The following is an 18,619-nucleotide window of genomic DNA, read 5'->3' on the forward strand; positions in this document are numbered from 1 at the left end:
ACAGGGATTCAATAATTTAATGTCACGAGCCCTTATTCGAAAGGACTTAGTACTTATATTTACCAATAACGCTGAAACTAAAACCTAATACTATGAGATTTTTTGTATTGCGAATACTTCCCCTGCTCATATTTGCCCTCTCGTTTGCTAGCTATGCACAAGAATTCAAGTATGAGTGGCCGAAAGAGATAGATACTAAAGATGGCCTTATCACTTTATACCAGCCACAGCTAGATGCCTTTGAAAATAACATCATTGATGCCCGAATGGCAATTTCCATCAATCTTCCTGACAGCAACCTTGTTTTTGGGGCTATCTGGTTTAAAGCAACCATGGCTACCGACAAAGAGTTAAGAACTGCAACGCTTGAAAAGATTGATATTATCCGTGTGCATTTTCCCGAACTTGAAGATAAAACCCAACTAGATAAATTAGAACAGTTCCTCACCAAAGAGTTTGAAACCTGGGATTTGGAGATGTCGCTCGACCGCCTTATTGCCAGCATGGAAGAAATAGAAGGGCTCAAGCACACCTCTGACAAATTGAACAATACGCCTCCTGAGCTATATTTTAGAACGTCCCCTTCTGTGCTTATTTCCATAGATGGAGAACCACAATTTAAAACAGATGAAAATTCAAAAATAGAGTTTGTGTTGAACAGCCCTTTTTTGATTGTAAAAGAAGCCAACAAAAAGAAATACTACCTGAAGGGCGGAAAGTTTTGGTACACTTCTGCTAATATAATATCTGGCTGGGAAGCAACTGAACAAGTACCTGCTACCATCGAAAAGTTTGCCACTGAAAACATAGAAGAAGGAGAACTGGATTCTATAAGTGCCCAAGCTATCGAACCTCCGGCTATCATAGTTTCTACCAAACCTTCGGAACTGGTTATCACCGATGGCAAACCTGAATATGCTTCTATAGAAGGAACAACTTTACTTTATGTAAAAAACACAGAAAGTGATATCATTATGGAAATTGATTCCCAAAACCATTATGTGCTTTTGGGAGGCCGTTGGTATTACTCTAAATCCTTGGCAGATGGCGATTGGAAATTTATGGAACCAGAGGATTTGCCAGCGGAGTTCAGTAAAATCCCATCCGAGTCGCAAATGAGCACAGTGCTGGCTAGCGTTCCGGGTACGCCCGAAGCTACCGATGCTGCCTTGGAGCAAAGCATTCCCCAAACTGCCACAGTAAGCAGAAAGGAAACAACTGTAGAAGTAAAGTATGATGGAGAGCCCAAGTTCGAAAAAATTCCAAATACAGATGTCTCTTATGCGCCCAATACAGACAAAACAGTCCTTCTTATCAAAGGGAAATACTACTGCGTTGATGATGGGATTTGGTTCATATCAGACAAGGCCACGGGCCCATGGGCAGTTTCTGACACCCGCCCTAGCGAGGTAGATCAGCTACCTGCAGATTCACCCGTTTATAATGTAAAATACGTTTATATCTACGATTCTACACCTGAGGTAGTCTATGTTGGCTACACTCCTGGTTATACTTATTCTTATATGTATAGTGGTGTGGTTGTATACGGAACAGGCTACTACTATCGCCCTTGGTACGGGCATTATTACTATCCTCGCCCATGCACTTGGGGTTATGGCGTTCACTACAATCCCTGGACAGGTTGGGGGTTTTCCATTAGCTTCGGCTATGGTTGGATAGGTTGGAGTTGCCATCCTTACCACTACGGTTACTGGGGCCCAAGAGGCTATTACCGAGGCTACCGACATGGTTATCACAGAGGATACCACGCTGGATATAGAGCGGGGTATCGTGCCGGGTACAGAGCTGGGCAACGCAACCCGTCCCCTAATCTTTATGCTAGAAGACCAAAAGGGGTAGCCACTAGGGATATAAGAAAAGGGAATCTCCCAAACAAAAATGTGAATAGCAAGGCAAGGCCTTCTACTCGGCAAAATAATGTTTATACAGATAGGAATGGAAATGTGTACCAGCGAAACAAACAGGGAGGTTGGGACAAAAAAACTAACAAGGCAACCCGTCCGCAAAATAATACGCCAAGTACACGGCCATCTTCGCCAAGCACACGACCATCTTCGCCAAATACACGGCCTTCTACCAAACCGAATACTACAAGACCTGCAACCAAGCCATCTACTCGTCCTTCAACGGGGCAAAGTAGACCTGATCTAAATCGATCTTACCAAAACAGGAGCAGAGGAGCGCAAAACTACAACCGCTCAAGATCTGGCGGAGGCGGAAGACGTGGAGGTAGGTTTTAACATAAATACCACTTCTTTGTAGCCTGAAATAGCTTTGGATGGATCAATGTTGTTTCAGGCTTTTCTATGGGTTGGACTAAAAAGCATCACAAACCACTTTCTCTTCAAAATCTCTTCAGAATGTATTGGTAACTTAGCCGCAATGAAGATTTTAATAGTAGAAGACAACTACGAGCTATCCGAAACCGTCCAAAACTACATGGAACAGGAAGGGGCAGTCTGTACCACCGCATACAGCAAGAGCGATGCTATGGAGGCATTGGGAGCTTTTGTTTATGACTTGGTGGTGCTTGATATCATGCTGCCTGACGGAAGCGGGCTGGATATTCTTACCCACATAAAAAAAGTAATGCACGAAACCGGTGTGTTGGTTGTCTCTGCAAAGGATTCTCTGGACGATAAGCTGGACGGGCTCAACCTCGGTGCAGATGACTACATTACCAAGCCTTTCCACCTTTCTGAGCTAAATGCCCGCCTCAAATCAATCTATCGGCGCCGAAACTTTGGTGGGAAAAACGAAATTATTTTCAACGAGATCAGCATTAATGTAGATACTTTTGAAGTACAGGTTTTGGAAAAGTCCTTGGTGCTCACCAAAAAAGAATACGAACTGTTGATTTACTTTTTGGCCAACAAAGACAGGGCACTTACGAAGCAATCGATAGCCGAACACCTCTGGGGCGACCATGTGGACTTGTACGACTCCTTTGATTTTATCTACCAACACATCAAAAATCTCCGCCGGAAAATAACAGCTGCGGGTAGCCGAGATTACATTACCACCATTTATGGCGTAGGCTACAGGTTCAATACTTCGGTTTCATAAACATTTCATACATGAGGTTACTCGTAAAAACAACTATCTATTTTCTGGGTATTTCCCTTGTGGTGTTTGGGGTAGGGTTTTTTACTACTTTTTACGTGCTCAAATCGGACCTAGACAGGGAGACGGACTTCTTCATTTGGGAGCAAATGAAGTTTATAGAAGAGGGGTTGAAAAAAGGCGTGGATGCCGAACAAATTGCCAACTATAAAATCCATATAGAAGAACTAGAGGGGGAATACGAAAAGCAAAGACCTGTTTTTGTAGACACGCTAATGGAGCACCGCTGGATAAAACGCTTGGAGCCTCACCGCAAAATGACGGCAATTAGGCAAGTGGGCGACCAGTATTACCGCATCGTGATCACAGATGTGATTATTGAAGAAGACGATATTTTTGAAGGGACATTTTTCTCTCTAGCTACGCTTTTTATTTTGCTTGCAGTGGTATTGGTAGCATCTAGTTTGCTCGTCTCCAAAATCCTTCTCCGCCCTTTTGAAACCACACTAGAGCGAATAGAAAATTTTAAAATACAAGAAAACAAGGCATTTGAGCCTGTAAAATCGAAAATAAAAGAGTTTAATGTACTAAATTCTTTTATCAAAAGCATGACCGATAAGATTCGGCATGATTACAAAACCCTAAAAGAGTTTTCGGAAAATGCCTCTCATGAAATGCAAACACCTTTGGCCATAGCCAAGGGAAAAATGGAACTTCTGCTAGAGTCGCCCAACTTGGACGATGGGCAGGCTAAGTTGGTTGGCTCTGCTTTTGATGCTGTCGGCAAACTTTCAAAATTAGGCAGAACCTTAGCGCTTCTTACCAAAATAGAAAACCAAGAATTTGCCAAAAAAGAAGAACTGGATTTTACTCTACTGCTAGAAGACTCTATTTATAATTTTAAAGAACTGACAGAGCTAAAAAACATTACGGTCTCTAAAAACCTTGCCCCAGATGTACGGCTGTTTATCAACCCGATGGAAGTAAATATTGTGATATCCAACCTCCTCCAAAATGCGATAAGGCACAATATAGAAAATGGGAAAATAGACATAGCTCTTGATGCTAATTCCTTGGTGATAAAAAATACAGGAGAAGTCCCCACGCTTCCCCTCGAACAAATGTTTGAGCGATTTAAAAAGAACAACCAAAGCCAAAACTCTTTTGGACTTGGGCTATCTATTGTCAAAAAAATCTGCGATCAGAACCATTATGGTGTTCATTATTTCTTCAGAAATGGTCTCCACGAACTACAAATCAATTTCGTGAAACCAGAATAACCCTGTCGTTTGGATGCTTAAAACTGCTTTTGAGCGAAAAACAATAACCGAAGCCCCCAACTTCAGATTCTCTACAAAATTGGCTACTAGTTTTGAAGCATAAATAAACTAGACTTATGTACATACATAATAGTAAGCCTAGAATGTTGGTACTGTTTCCAGCATATACAACAAATACCCATACCTTTTTTTACATTAACCCAAACGATTAACATGAAACAATTACGCAACTATCTACTAGTAGTAGGCTTCGTTATTGCATTAACTACCATGTCCATTGCCCAAGTGAAACACGGAGGAGGGGCAGCTTCACAAGATGCCGAAACAATGATAGTGGGTCAAGTGATCGACTCAGAAACCAAAGAACCCATCGAATTTGCCACGGTTTCCGTATTCAACCCAAGTGACAACTCGCTCATGGGTGGCTCCATCACCAATGAAAAGGGGAAATTTAAGGTTATAGTGCCTTTAGGTACTTACAAGGTAAAAGTAAGCTTTGTGTCTTTTGAAGACCTTGAAATAAGTAACGTAACCGTTGGTCAAGGTAAAAAAATAGCAAACCTTGGGGAAATAAGCCTTTCGGAGTCAGCAGAAATGTTGAGTGAAGTGGAAGTAGTGGCGAAAAAGGGGCTGATGCAAATAGAAATGGACAAGAAGGTGTTTAATGCCGGGCAAGACGTTTCGAACATAGGCGGAACGGCTGCAGATTTACTTGATAACATTCCATCTGTCACGGTAGATGTAGAAGGGAATGTAGAGCTAAGAGGAAGTAGCAATGTTCGGATCTTGATAGATGGACAGCAATCAGGTCTGATTGGTATCGACGGATCAAGCGGGCTTCAAAACATCCCTTCCAACCTTATTGACAAAGTAGAAGTGGTAACCAATCCCTCGGCAAGGTACGATGCAGAAGGCATGGGTGGAATTATCAATATCGTATTGAAAAAAGACAAGAAAAATGGAGTGAACGGCACGTTTGATATGAACCTTGGTATTCCGCATAACCATAATGCCTCTATCAATATGAACTACAGAAGAGAAAAGCTAAACTTCTTTGGACTATATGGTATCAGGTATAGGGAAAGCCCGGGCTCTGGTTACACAAAAAGGTCTCTTTTTGATGAGAACGGAGAGTTGACTTCTCGCCTAGACCAACTGAGTGATTTTTCTCGTAATGAACTTTCTCATACTTTCCGTTTTGGTGCGGACTATAATATTGATTCTAAAAATACGCTAACAGGCTCTTTCCTTTACAAACTCGGAGACCAAAACTCTCTTTCACATGTTGACTACTATGACTATGACAATAGTGGTAACCTTACAAGCGCTAGTATTAGAGATAGTGATGAGACAGCAGATGACAATAACTTAGACTATTCATTGGTCTATAGAAGAACTTTTGATACGAAGGGCAAGGAATTCACTGCAAATGTACAATACACAAGCAATTGGGAAAATGAGTTTTCCGATATCGTAGAAAAACCACTAATCGATTTAATAGCTAGCGATGAAGACCCTATTTTTCAACGGTCAACAAATGACGAAAGCCAGAGCAATTTGGTATTCCAAGCCGATTATGAACAGAAAATAGGTGAGACGGGTATATTTGAGGCAGGGTACAAAGGAAGCATTCGTGAGATCAGCAATGACTATATTGTGGAAGAAAACATAGATGGTAGCTGGGGAGAGATAGATGGTGTAAGCAATGAATTTGTTTACAATGAAGACATCCATGCAGTCTATGGGATTTATGGGAATAAAATAAAGAAGCTTTCTTACCAAATAGGATTGAGGGCAGAAACCACTGAAATAGCAACCAACCTCATCCGTACAGATGATTACAACACAAAGACCTATACCAATTTCTTCCCAAGTGGCCATTTGTCGTACAGCTTGCCTAAGAGCAACCAAGTACAACTAAGCTATAGTCGCAGGCTACGCAGACCACGTTTCAGGTATCTGGCTCCATTTTGGAACTACAGCAATCCATGGAGTATCCGTAGTGGAAACCCAGACCTAGATCCTGAATTTACCGACTCGTATGAGATTGGGCATTTGAAAGATTGGGAAAATGTATCTATAAGCTCTAGCATCTATTACCGTTATGCCACTGGTGTGATCCAATGGGTGAGCGAAGTGGATGAAGATGGTGTAACCTATAGCAGGCCCGAAAACCTTGCTACTGGCCAAAACTTTGGAGCTGAACTGGTCACTTCGTCCAACATTACCAAATGGTGGAAACTAAATGCGAATTTCAATTTCTTTAGGAACATTACCGATGGAGGAAACTTAGGGGAGGAATATTATGCAGACTCTTATACCTGGACTGCTGGTGCCAACTCAAAAATGACGCTGTTCGAAAGCTTAGATTTCCAAGTAATGTTCAACTACCGTGCTCCACAAGAGACCGTACAGGGAAAGCGTTTGGCATATTCTTACCTTGATCTTGCTTTTAGTAAAGATGTAATGAAGGGAAAAGCAACCACCTTCTTGAGGGTAAGCGATGTGTTCAACACCCGAAAATATAGTTCAGAGACTTTTGGAGAGAGCTTCTTTACGGAAACCCAATTCCAACGCAGATCTAGACAAGTGATATTTGGTTTTTCATACAGACTAAACCAAAAGAAAAAACGAGGCGGTGGCGGTAGGCGTGAATATGACGGTGACGGAGGCGATATGTTCTAAACTTTCTCAACATATATTTATAACCACAAAAAACACTACAACAAAACCCTGGGCAAAATACTCAGGGTTTCTTTTTTTACGCTACTTTTTACTAAAAATGCTTTTTACTATCAGCCGGTTACTCACTTGCTCGCTTGGCAACACATTTTTGATATTTTCAAACAAGGTATTCAATTTGCCTTTTGACCAATCCCCTACTCTTTGGTATTGAGCCATAACCAATTTGGAACCTTCTTTTATCTCAAACTTATACAATCTGCCACGCCCAGCAGCCATGCGGAAGCTTACATGGAGGTCTTTATCATCAATTTCTTTTTCCATCAAGGTATTATACGAATAATACACTAGCTTCCATTTCCCATCTTTCTTTGACAAATCGACCAAATAATGCTTTGCCCTATTAATAAAGAAATACAGGTTGACACATAAAGCAAAGCCAAACAATACAACCAAGGGATAGAGTTCCATATAAATGATCATGGCAATGGGAAGAAGTTGTACGGTAATACCCAACCAGAAAACACCGTTAAATAATCTGTTTGTAAAAATTGAATAGTCCTTATTACTCATGTTTATTTTAATGTTTGAACCCAAATGTCGTCATAAATAGATTAACTGCATATGACCTTGGTAAAACCGAAAGAATGATTTTCAAACGCTTCTGATTCTATGACCAATATTGAGAAGGCTAGAATTAAGTTACTTAACAAAAAAAGCAGCCCTTTTGGGGCTGCTTTAGGTCTTGTCTTAAAAAACTAACTATTGCTAGTTCGAGGTTTGGTTTACCGGTACTTGTTCAACCTGTTCCACTTTTGGTGCAGGAATATCGCCCGAACCATTATTTGCTGTAATGTAGATCAGTACAAACGGTACTAAAAAGAAGGTAACCAACACATAAGCAAATCCTGTAATTCTATGTTTCACAGTAGCTTTACCTAAAGATTCTGCCAAGAATATTGGGATTTTCCTCAAAATAGGGATTGGGAATAAAATTACTACGCCAATAAGGTTGAACAACAAGTGGCACAAAGCAATACTAAGAGCTGCTTCAGTCTGTGAAGCAGCAGCTATCAAAGCAGTTACCGTTGTTCCAATATTTGCACCCATTAGGAAAGGAAATGCTTTTTCAAGGCTTAGCTTGTTTGTAGCTACCAATGGTACAGTTACCGAAGTTGTTACTGAGCTAGATTGTACGGCAGCGGTAAGGCCAGCACCCCACAAAAGGGATTGTAATGGCTTACTAAATACATACTGCTCCATTTTCTTCTGCGAATCGCCAATCAAAAGCTTTTTGAGCAATACGGTGAAGCTTCTCAATGAGAAGAATAAAATCACGATAGAAACACCAATTACAAGCCAGCCATTACTACCTAACAAAGAAATAATAGCTTTGGCAGTAGGCTTTACAGTAACACCCATGATGCTGAACATTTTTACACCTTCATCAGCAGATCCACTGTACAAGAAACTTCCGATAGTACCACCTATAGTAGATAGAAAACCAAAGAAATATTCGAGAGGGAAAAGAACCAAAACTACGATAAGGTTAAAAAAATCATGAACCGTAGCCGCCGAAATCGCTTTGCCTATTTCCGCCTTACGGGTAAGGTGACCTAAAGCTACAATCGTACTTGTTACACTAGTGCCAATATTTGCACCCATAATCATAGGGACAGCATTTTCCAGCGTAATTGCTCCAGAAGCAACAATGGCAACAATCATAGAAGTAGTAGTAGAGCTACTTTGCACAAGTGCTGTAGCCAAAAGACCTACAAAAAGCCCTATAAATGGATTAGATGTAGCTAGCATTATTTCTTCAGCGACTCCTTTACCCAACAATTTAAAGCCTCCGCTCATTAGGCTAAGAGAAACTAAAAACACAAATAGCACTAACAACACCATGAGAACTCTCTTAATTATCTCGTTCACGTTTGGTGCTTTTTTTAATTCTGCAATTGCCATTACTTTAAAATTTGAATTGTTTTAGGTGATTTTTTATTAAATGCTGTTAGAAAGAAAGTTCAAGTTGTAGCCTATATATCAGTGCTTCTTGCTCCGCTTCTTCTTTTTGATAGCTAATATCAGTTTGGGCTTTTACCTTATGCCCTATAATATACTTGGAAAGCCCTAGCGTATATTCGGTTATTTCATTACTCCTTATCTCGTCTTGTGGGTCTATAAAAGTGTACCTACCTGCTATTTCCCAATTATTCTTGAACAAATACCCAACTTGCATATTAAGCCCTGTTCCTACATAAAACGTCTCCAAGTCTCCATCAGAAGTTTGGCTTACAATAGGACTCACCTCAGAGGTACTTCTAGTAGTATACTCTCCCATAAAAGAGAATCCATTATATTTGAACATCGCATCTACATACCATGAAGAAAGGTCTGTAGGTCTTGATAACAAATCACCTCTTTGCCCCTGAGCTCTAATCGCATTATCGTTATAATCGAAACTCACACCTACTGAAAGCTTAGGCGTTTTTTCACGAGCTAGGTCCGAGCCAGAATAATCTCCTTTGCCACTGAACTTTCCGAAAGGCAAAAATTCCAACCTTCCTGTGTATCCATACCCTTCGTGGGAAACACCTTCTTTATTATTTGAGAAATTTTTCCCTTCCCCTCTCGATACCGATAAAATTTCTCTTACCACAAACTCGCCAATATTAAAATGGTGGCGGAGCTGTAAACCTAAATCACGATCTATATTATATTTCTTATTGAGCAATGATCTATCTACCAATTGTAGATTGGCAGAAGAAATCACCCTTTCTCTATTCCCTGGCAATTTAGTTTGCCCTGCCCATAGGGTAAAATTCCCTATAAAATTGTATTTCAATACGGCATCTAATATCTGCCCTCCTAATACATCCGCTTCAAACTTGAAACCTACTCTAGGGTTAAACAAATAACCATCGGCTTTCACCCTAGCTCTCCTTACATACATATCCCTTGAAAACCCATTGTTTTCCGAGCCATTCATCAGCCGCTTGGCATCAAATCGAGTTTGCACCCTAGCCCCATATTTTACTACTGATTTCGATTTACCAGCAATAAACTCTATTTGCCTTCCCGTAACTGAATTCTTGTGCAAAAAACGCTTTTCTACTGATGTAGCCGAATCTGGCTTTAAAGCAAGTGCTGCGGTAGGATGAATAGTTTTTGAGGTAGATAATGCTCCTAATAGTGGACTTGAGCTTTCCGTTTGTTGAACAACAGAATCGGTTTGAGCTAAAACTCCAAACGCTGCAAAATTAAAAAATAAGACCGCTAAAAACTTCACTATATTGTAAACTGAATGTTTAATTATACCATACTTACCATTAAGTAATGGTGCAATGATCAGTTTTAAAATTCAACTAAAATTGAATATATATTGAACCTATTGTTAAGTATTTGAAACACCAGCAATATTTATCTACAACAAAAAACTAAATAAACAAAAATAAAAATCTAAAATAAAATTAATATATAAAATATTATTCTTAAAAAATTATAATAAAAGAATTTTAAATAACCTTAAGTATAAAAAACAAAATAATCAATAAAAATCAAATTCTTTGTTATGTAACATGTTTATTCTAAAAAGCAACTATTAAACATCTTAATTTTATGTTAACTAATTAATCACAAAGATTCTATTATTAATAAGATTATTGATAGTTAGTATCTATAAAATAACATCGCTAAGAATTATCAACAAAATTCGATATTACACTAAAACAGTTTAAAATGATCTTAAAGTCATTTTTTGGAAATTTCATAAACACTAAAAAAAACATTTGACAATTTTATTTATTAAATTAATTGTACTTTTCAGTGAATAAATACAAAATCCTATATTAAATTTTAACATTAAATTTTATTTAGGTTAATATTAAAACATATTAATTCATATTAAATTAACTAACCAAACACATAACATGTAAAAAAACACGCCACTAATGGCTGTTAACTTCGGTTTAAAACAAAAAAAACCAGAACAAAGATGTTCTGGCTTATAAATTACGCTGGGGTAATCAGTTAAGGCATTGGAAAACCTTGTGCTGCTACCAATATTTTATACCACATTTCTCTGGTCAACTCTAATTTTTCTGCCTCTATCGCCACTCTCAACCTTTCCAATTTTCCCGAACCTACTATGGGCATTATCTTAGCCGGGTGCATAAGTAGCCAAGCATAAGCTACTTCATCTATACCTGTAGCCTCTACTTGTTTTGCCACTTGTTCAAGCTGGGCTTTCACCCTTATCCCCTTCGCATCTTTAGGTTTAAAAATCTGCCCTCCTGCTAGCGGTGACCAAGCCATGGGCTTAATTCCTTCTTTAAGAAAAAACTCAATGTTTTCATTTTGGAAATGTTCCACGCAATAAGGTGATATCTCGACCTGGTTGGTAACTAATTTTCCAGAAAAATGGCATGCAAGCATCTCGTACTGCATAGGAGTGAAATTAGACACACCAAAGTTGAGCACCTTACCCGATTGCGATAGGTCATCGAAGGCCTTTGCAACTTCAGCAGGATCCATCAATGGGTCTGGTCGGTGAATCAATAATAAGTCGATCCGGTCTGTCTTGAGCTTTTTGAGGGATTCTTCGGCACTACCTATTATATGAGCGTAGCTTGTATCATAATGATTCATTTCTCGCTTAGGATATTTCCCTGAAGTAAGCTTAATACCACACTTAGTAATCACCTCTAGCTTGTCCCTAAGGCTAGGATCGTGGCTAAGGGCATCACCAAACAAATTCTCACATTCATAGTCCCCATATATGTCAGCCAAGTCCATAGAGCTTACGCCCATTTCCAAAGCCTGATTGATATAAGTAGATAAATCTTTGGGAGATATCCCCCAGTCTGTCACGCGCCATAAACCTAGCACAATGCGAGAAAGATGTAAGTTTTCGGATAAGGTTATTTTCTCCATGTTTTCAAATCTGTTAATTAGCAAAACTGTATCTGCCACAAGATAGTGATACAAATGACTTTGCCCAACGCTTTGGCAAATCATCTTCTGAAGCTAACACTTAGGGCATTATTCAAAAAACAGGAAGCTTCCCCCTTTTAGATTGCTTATTCCTTATTTTTGCAGTTCACAATCTTTTTATACCATATGAACAACAATGATATTCTTCGACGTGTCCGCTACACCTTTGACTTTAGCGACTCCAAAATGATTGCACTTTTTGCCCTTGCTGATAAACAAGTTACAAGGGAAGAAGTGAGCAACTGGCTGAAAAGAGAAGAAGATCCTGACTTTGTTGCTTTGTATGATAAGGATTTGGCTATCTTCCTGAACGGACTGATAAATGACAAACGGGGCAAGCGTGATGGGGAGCAGCCTAAACCTGAGAAAACCCTCAACAACAATCTTATCCTGAGAAAGTTGAAAATTGCTTTAAACTTGAGAGACGACGATATGTTGGAAATTCTTTCCCTTGCCGATTTCAAACTAGGCAAACACGAGCTTAGCGCCTTTTTCAGAAAACCTACCCAAAGCCAGTATCGCCTTTGTAAAGACCAAGTCCTTAGAAACTTCTTGCACGGTTTGCAACTCAAGTATAGAGAAGCAAACCCATCCTAGTAACACTAAGTATAATTGCACCAAACCAATAAAAACTACATAATCTTATAACAAACATGACTAATGCCCTGTGCTTTTAGCCTTTAAGGTTTTAACTTTGGTAACCAATAACTTACTAACTAAAAAGCTCCTGCCTGAAAAGGGTGGACGATAGCTATAAAAAATTTGATTTCACCTAAAATGTTACAAAAATGAAAATTTGCTTTGCAACAAACAATCGACACAAAATCGATGAAATTCAGAAAATTCTAGGAGATAGTTTTGAAATATTGAGCCTAGATGATATTGGTTGCACAGACGAGCTTCCCGAAACTACCGATACATTGGAAGGTAACTCCAAGCAAAAAGCCGAATATGTATGGAAAAACTTTGGCATCGACTGCTTCGCCGACGATACTGGACTTGAAGTGAGAGAGCTTAATAATGCCCCTGGTGTTTTTTCTGCCAGGTATGCTGGCCCTAGTAGAAATGATGACAAGAACATGGATTTACTGCTCCAAAGGCTTCATAATACGCCTGACAGAAAAGCAAGGTTCCGTACCGTGGTAACGCTCGTGATTGATGGAGAATTTACCCAGTTTGAAGGAATAGTAAACGGACACATCACCCATGAAAGAATTGGGAATGGTGGTTTTGGCTATGATCCTATCTTCACCCCTGATGGTTTTGAAGGTACTTTTGCACAAATGAGCACGGAAGAAAAAAATAGTGTAAGCCACCGAGGAAGAGCTATAAGGCAGCTGGTGAACTACCTAGAAAAAAGTACTGCCGACCTAGAGCAATAGACATCTACTTTTTAGGAAACAAAAAAATCCCCATGCTGTAAGACGTGGGGATTTTGCATATAAATAGTTTATTTTCTCCTCTAAAACTCTGCACTTTTTGGTGCTCTTGGAAATGGGATTACGTCTCTGATATTACCCATACCCGTCACGAATAATACCATACGCTCGAAGCCCATACCAAAGCCGCTATGCGGTGCAGTACCAAACTTCCTCAACTCCAAGAACCACCACAAGTCTTCTTCTGGCACATCCATTTCCGCCATTCTTTTCGAGAGCTTTTCATAGTTCTCCTCACGCTGCGAACCGCCAATTATCTCACCTATGCCTGGGAAAAGAACATCCATAGCACCAACTGTTTTCCCATCCTCATTTTGCTTCATATAAAAAGCTTTAATGTCTTTAGGATAATCAGTCAAGATCACTGGCTTTTTGTAGTGTTTCTCTACCAAGTAGCGCTCATGCTCCGACTGCAAGTCAATCCCCCACTCCACAGGATATTGGAATTTCTTCTTCTTATTTGGCTTCGAATTCACCAAAACCTCAACAGCCTCTGTATAAGTCAATCGCTCAAAATCATTTTCAACAACAAACTTCAAGCGCTCTATCAAGCCCATTTCGCTCCGCTGATTTTGCGGCTTGCTTTTCTCTTCCTTCTCAGCTCGCTGATCGAGGAAAGCTAAATCGTCGGCACAGTTATCCAGCGCATATTTAATAAGGTACTTTGAGAATTCTTCCGCTAAGTCCATGTTGTCTTTCAGCTCGTAAAAAGCCATTTCCGGCTCTATCATCCAGAACTCAGCCAAGTGCCTAGCCGTGTTTGAATTTTCCGCTCTAAATGTAGGTCCAAAAGTATAGACCTCGCCCAAAGCCATAGCGCCTACTTCAGCTTCCAGTTGCCCAGAAACGGTAAGGTTGGTCTCTTTTCCAAAGAAATCTTCTTTATAATCTACCTCTCCTTCCTCTGTAGTTGGCGGGTTCTGAGGGTCTAAAGTACTTACCCTGAACATTTCACCTGCACCCTCGGCATCCGATCCCGTGATGATGGGCGTGTGCATATAATAAAACCCCTTATCATTAAAAAATTTGTGGATGGCAAAAGCTAACGAATGCCTAATTCGCATCACAGCGCTTATAGTATTCGTTCTGAAGCGCAAGTGCGCTTTTTCCCTCAAAAACTCCAAAGAATGCTGCTTAGGCTGCAAAGGATAAACATTTGGGTCTGAATCACCATAAATATGAATATCCTCGGCAATGAGCTCGACTTTTTGCCCTTTACCCATTGATTCTACCAACTTTCCCTTTGCCATAATACAAGCACTGGTGGTAATCCTCTTTAGCAAAGTATCATCGAATTGCTCAAAATCTACTACTACTTGCAAATTATTGATACTCGATCCATCATTTAATTGTATAAACCTATTGCTCCTGAAAGTTTTTACCCACCCTTTCACAAGCACTTCTGTTCCAATTTTTCCAGATTCTAATAGTGAACCAATCTTTGTCCTTTCCACTGCTCTCTGTTTTTTTAATGTGATGTTAAAAAGTATCTTTTTACAAGTTTGTCATATTCTTCCAAGCTTTATTTTTGGTTATTGACAAAAATAAAACCCTCGATAAAATCGAGGGTAAGGAAGCATCTCACAAAAAAACTGTTTTTTATTTTTTAATCAAAGCATATCCTATTTTGTGTGGGTATTTAGATGCGCCCCAATAGCATTTTCATCTAAAATATCGGATAAGTCGCTCCATTTGATCTTGAAAGATTCTGGGCAATCCTCACGATTCCCATTTGAATTATTCAATGTCAATACCAAATGCTCGTCTTCAATGCAGAAGTTGCCTAAAAACTTAGCTTTTTTGATTTTGCAATAATCAGGATTCGAATTGATCTTGTCCATTAAAATGGTTTTGTAATCAATTCCTTCTTTGAAAATATCTTTCAGAAAAATAAAATCTTTTTTCTCAAGGTCATAATTGAGGGTAAGGTATAAAAGAGAAGGATGGTCGATGCCTACAAAGTGGGTGATTTTAACAAACCTAACACTTACCACAGTTTCTAACTGCCTGCATACATCATAATCGAGTGTGAGGTAGCTATAGCCCTCTTTTTCGTTCGCTTTCTCAGTATATATTTTACTTTGAAAATCAGAAATAGCTCCACTCATGATTTCCTGAATCGCCATGTTTAATTCATAGTCGATATCAGGCTCATCAATTCTTACTACAGGGTAGCTTATATTCAGCTGATAATTATAAAGAAGGTTTTCTTTATTAAAGCCTTCTTTCGTGATTTTCAGACTTTTCTCAGCTAAACTATAGTTACTTGCAGTGTTGGTAGGCTTTGAGAAATCAACTCCCAAAAAACCTGACCATGCCCATAAAAATCCAGTTACTAATAATAATATCCTCATCCGTATTGAATGAATAGGTAAACATTACGTAAAAAACTTGTGGATTATTAAGGAAATTATGGTATTGTAGGAATGGTAGTTTGTTAGTGAACGTAGGAGAGAAAGCAAAAATTGCTATTGTTTTATATGCTTAAAAATACATGAAGTTTCGCAATTATGTTATAAAAGGTCTCCTTTTTTTACAAATATAACGTCATAAAAGTTTGTAAGGTGCAAATAAATCTTAATTTATATCATAAACAACCTCCACACCGCACTTGCGATAATCATAACTAGTGAAATTGGTATCAAATACTTCCAACACAATGACATAAGCTGGTCAACCCGAAGTCTTGGGTAAGTCCATCTTGCCCACATCTGCAAGAAAATTAATCCAAAAGCTTTTGTAAATAACCAGAAAACGCCCCAAATATTACTTATTATAGAGCCTGGTTCTCCACTTGTGAGTTCTGCCAGCTTCCACTCCCCTATATTTGGTAGTGGAGTATTCCAGCCTCCAAAAAATAGCACGGCAGCCAAAAGGCTTACCAGTAGCATCACTGCATATTCGGACAACATAAAAAGTGCCCATTTAAAACCAGAGTACTCAGTATGATACCCTCCTATCAGCTCTGACTCCGATTCTGGCAAATCGAAAGGTGCTCGGTTAGCCTCAGCCAAAGAAGAAATAAAAAAAATGATGAACACAAAAATCATATGAGGAGCACGGAATATATTCCATGTGAAAAAACCTCCCCAAACAGTAGTCTCTATACCTAAGCTTTTTATTCCGAACAAGTAGTTTTGTGCATCTCCTGTAGCTGTTGCATTTTCATAACTTCCAAACCAAACTCCCTGCTGAAAACACATTTCTTGCAAGTTGAGTGTTTGGCTGATCATTACCACAGCCAAGACCGACAAGCCTAGTGGAATCTCATATGAAACAATTTGAGCTACAGAACGCATTGCTCCAAAAAGCGAATACTTGTTGTTAGATGCCCAGCCTGCCATTAATACGCCTATTACATCCAATGAAATGATAGCCATGAGGTAAAACACACCTATGGGAGCATCAGACCCAACTACGTTCATATTGACCGGCATTACAGCAAAACCTGCGAAAATAGATGTAAAGATGACAATGGGTGCCAAAGCAAACAAAAGCTTATCTGCCGACTTTGGTATTACATCTTCTTTTTGAAGCAATTTTAGCAAATCTGCCACAGTCTGGATCAATCCATATTTGCCAGTTTCCATAGGACCTAACCTATCTTGCATAAATGCAGAAACTTTCCTCTCTGCATACACTACAAATACGGTATAGGTCAGAATAAAGGGTAAAAAGAACAAAAATGCTATAACCATTGGAGATTTTTTTATCCTTCCCAGACTAGGAAGGAAATACCTACTTCAGACAAGCAGCAATATTACAATTTTTTTTCCATTTCAAGCTTTATTTACCCCTATAGCCTTTAATGAGCATTGGGATCCACCCAACTACAGGGATGAAATAAGTAAGCAAGAATGGGTTTTGTAAAAAAATTCTGAACACGGAAAGGAAACCTAGTTTCATTTTAACTTTACCAGCTCCATTTTTCTTGTACTGTCTCATAAAATCGGAGAAAAGTAAAGGCCAGCCAAAGGGGAGATAGTAGGGAAAGTACTGTAAATTGACCCAAGCTTTTTTTACAAGCTCTCTGAGCTTATAATGCTTTTGTCCATACTCTTTTACAGCCGTATCCAATTGCGCTTGCATTATAGACTGAACCTTATCACGAAGCATTTCTAAATCTTCCCTTGTTACTTCTTCAAATGGCTTTTGAAGCATCTTATATGGCTTGATTCTTTTACCTCGCACATAAATCAACTTTGCAGGCATGGCAAAATAAAAAAGCCAAGGCTGCAACAAAAGTATAATTGTAAGATAACCAAGAGGCAAAAATGGGATACCAATTTTATTGATAAGCTTATTTATGAAAGCATTACTATAATGGAGAGGGTTGATATACTCTCCATTAACCGTCGCTACGGGGATGATATCCGTTTTATATTTCAAGCTCATCCGCAGCGAAGAGGTTGAAAAACGCTGCAATTGATATTTTTTATCGAACCCTTTCCCAATGCCTGGCACCCCTTCTGGGTAGATGAGCAAGTTATAATCCGTTTGCTGCATCATTGTTTCAAAATTGAGTGTGGTGGCATCTATACTTCCTACCCTTTTCCATAGGTTTTTAGTTAGAAAGGGGTTCATCAATGCCGTTTGTGAGAGCATAGGCGAAGTAAGTGGGCGACAAGCATTTTCGCCATAACCAGCAATATGAAAAAAAGCTGCAGCCATTACAATCCCATCCCAAGGGAAAGCCATACCAGAATGGTTACTAGCAAAAATCAAGGGGCAGTCTACCCTATTTCTTTTAGGAAAAGTATCAAAACCAATAAACTCTGGACGGAAATAAACACGCAAAATCAAGTCCATCACATGCTTGTAAAGCTCTTTCAGAAAGTCTTTATCGAAGTACTCGTCATAAATTCCCACATTCGCCTTAATGTACTCTTGCAACTGCTCTTCTGTGAGCGTCCTCAGATTAACTTTTCGATTTTGCATAATTGAAGGACTTCTTCTGCTATTTGTATCTACCTTCCTATTTCTCTTTCACATAAGAAGTAAAAAATCAATATCGTTTTGCGCTCAAACAAGTCGCTTCTTTAGCTCTTTTAATCCTAAATCTATTACCAGCTTTGAGCTTGTTTCATTTCCATAATTAATGGATAATCATTAAACTAGCAGATTCACAATTGATAAATTAAC

The 18,619-nt window shown here is 39.1% G+C and carries 14 protein-coding genes; 6 read left to right on the plus strand and 8 right to left on the minus strand.

Annotation, left to right across the window (positions count from 1 at the left end; all coding sequences use genetic code 11):
- Positions 1 to 92 precede the first annotated feature (92 nt).
- The 4 genes from R9C00_24075 to R9C00_24090 all read left to right on the plus strand — a co-directional run bounded on the left by R9C00_24075 (position 93) and on the right by R9C00_24090 (position 7,049).
- Complete coding sequence (locus R9C00_24075; protein ID WPO34779.1) at positions 93 to 2,261, plus strand: hypothetical protein; 2,169 nt, start codon at positions 93 to 95, stop codon at positions 2,259 to 2,261.
- A gap of 142 nt (positions 2,262 to 2,403) precedes the next feature.
- A complete protein-coding gene (locus tag R9C00_24080) occupies positions 2,404 to 3,087 on the plus strand; it encodes a response regulator transcription factor (GenBank protein WPO34780.1) in 684 nt (227 codons plus the stop codon).
- Between the two features lie 11 nt (positions 3,088 to 3,098).
- Entirely contained in the window at positions 3,099 to 4,364 is a 1,266-nt protein-coding gene (locus R9C00_24085) for a HAMP domain-containing sensor histidine kinase (protein WPO34781.1), read from the plus strand.
- Positions 4,365 to 4,577: 213 nt separating this feature from the next.
- Positions 4,578 to 7,049 carry a TonB-dependent receptor gene (locus R9C00_24090; protein ID WPO34782.1) on the plus strand — a complete coding sequence of 824 codons (2,472 nt, stop codon included), beginning with the start codon at positions 4,578 to 4,580 and terminating at the stop codon, positions 7,047 to 7,049.
- An 81-nt stretch (positions 7,050 to 7,130) separates the two neighbouring features.
- Here R9C00_24090 and R9C00_24095 read toward each other — a convergent pair whose 3' ends face one another.
- From R9C00_24095 to R9C00_24110, 4 genes are all read right to left on the minus strand, one after another.
- On the minus strand, positions 7,131 to 7,619 hold the full coding sequence (locus R9C00_24095) for a hypothetical protein (protein ID WPO34783.1): 489 nt from the start codon (positions 7,617 to 7,619) through the stop codon (positions 7,131 to 7,133).
- Positions 7,620 to 7,814: 195 nt separating this feature from the next.
- The gene (locus tag R9C00_24100) at positions 7,815 to 9,011 is read right to left on the minus strand and encodes a Na/Pi symporter (GenBank protein ID WPO34784.1); all 1,197 of its coding nucleotides are present in this window, start codon (positions 9,009 to 9,011) and stop codon (positions 7,815 to 7,817) included.
- A gap of 46 nt (positions 9,012 to 9,057) precedes the next feature.
- Positions 9,058 to 10,335 carry a porin gene (locus R9C00_24105; GenBank protein ID WPO34785.1) on the minus strand — a complete coding sequence of 426 codons (1,278 nt, stop codon included), beginning with the start codon at positions 10,333 to 10,335 and terminating at the stop codon, positions 9,058 to 9,060.
- A gap of 740 nt (positions 10,336 to 11,075) precedes the next feature.
- Entirely contained in the window at positions 11,076 to 11,978 is a 903-nt protein-coding gene (locus tag R9C00_24110) for an aldo/keto reductase (protein ID WPO34786.1), read from the minus strand.
- Positions 11,979 to 12,164: 186 nt separating this feature from the next.
- Between R9C00_24110 and R9C00_24115 the strand changes: the two genes are divergently transcribed.
- Positions 12,165 to 12,635 (plus strand): DUF1456 family protein, encoded by a 471-nt coding sequence (locus R9C00_24115; protein ID WPO34787.1) that lies wholly within the window; start codon positions 12,165 to 12,167, stop codon positions 12,633 to 12,635.
- 191 nt (positions 12,636 to 12,826) lie between these two features.
- Entirely contained in the window at positions 12,827 to 13,420 is a 594-nt protein-coding gene (locus tag R9C00_24120) for a non-canonical purine NTP diphosphatase (protein ID WPO34788.1), read from the plus strand.
- An 80-nt stretch (positions 13,421 to 13,500) separates the two neighbouring features.
- Here R9C00_24120 and asnS read toward each other — a convergent pair whose 3' ends face one another.
- The 4 genes from asnS to R9C00_24140 form a co-directional block, all read right to left on the minus strand.
- Entirely contained in the window at positions 13,501 to 14,931 is a 1,431-nt protein-coding gene (gene asnS, locus R9C00_24125; protein ID WPO34789.1) for an asparagine--tRNA ligase, read from the minus strand.
- A gap of 168 nt (positions 14,932 to 15,099) precedes the next feature.
- The gene (locus R9C00_24130) at positions 15,100 to 15,831 is read right to left on the minus strand and encodes a hypothetical protein (protein ID WPO34790.1); all 732 of its coding nucleotides are present in this window, start codon (positions 15,829 to 15,831) and stop codon (positions 15,100 to 15,102) included.
- A gap of 228 nt (positions 15,832 to 16,059) precedes the next feature.
- Positions 16,060 to 17,175: a complex I subunit 1 family protein gene (locus R9C00_24135; GenBank protein WPO34791.1), complete on the minus strand. Its 1,116-nt coding sequence runs from the start codon at positions 17,173 to 17,175 to the stop codon at positions 16,060 to 16,062.
- An 88-nt stretch (positions 17,176 to 17,263) separates the two neighbouring features.
- On the minus strand, positions 17,264 to 18,415 hold the full coding sequence (locus R9C00_24140) for a hypothetical protein (protein ID WPO34792.1): 1,152 nt from the start codon (positions 18,413 to 18,415) through the stop codon (positions 17,264 to 17,266).
- Between the last annotated feature and the right edge of the window lie 204 nt (positions 18,416 to 18,619).

This window comes from Flammeovirgaceae bacterium SG7u.111 (assembly GCA_034044135.1).
GTDB lineage: Bacteria > Bacteroidota > Bacteroidia > Cytophagales > Flammeovirgaceae.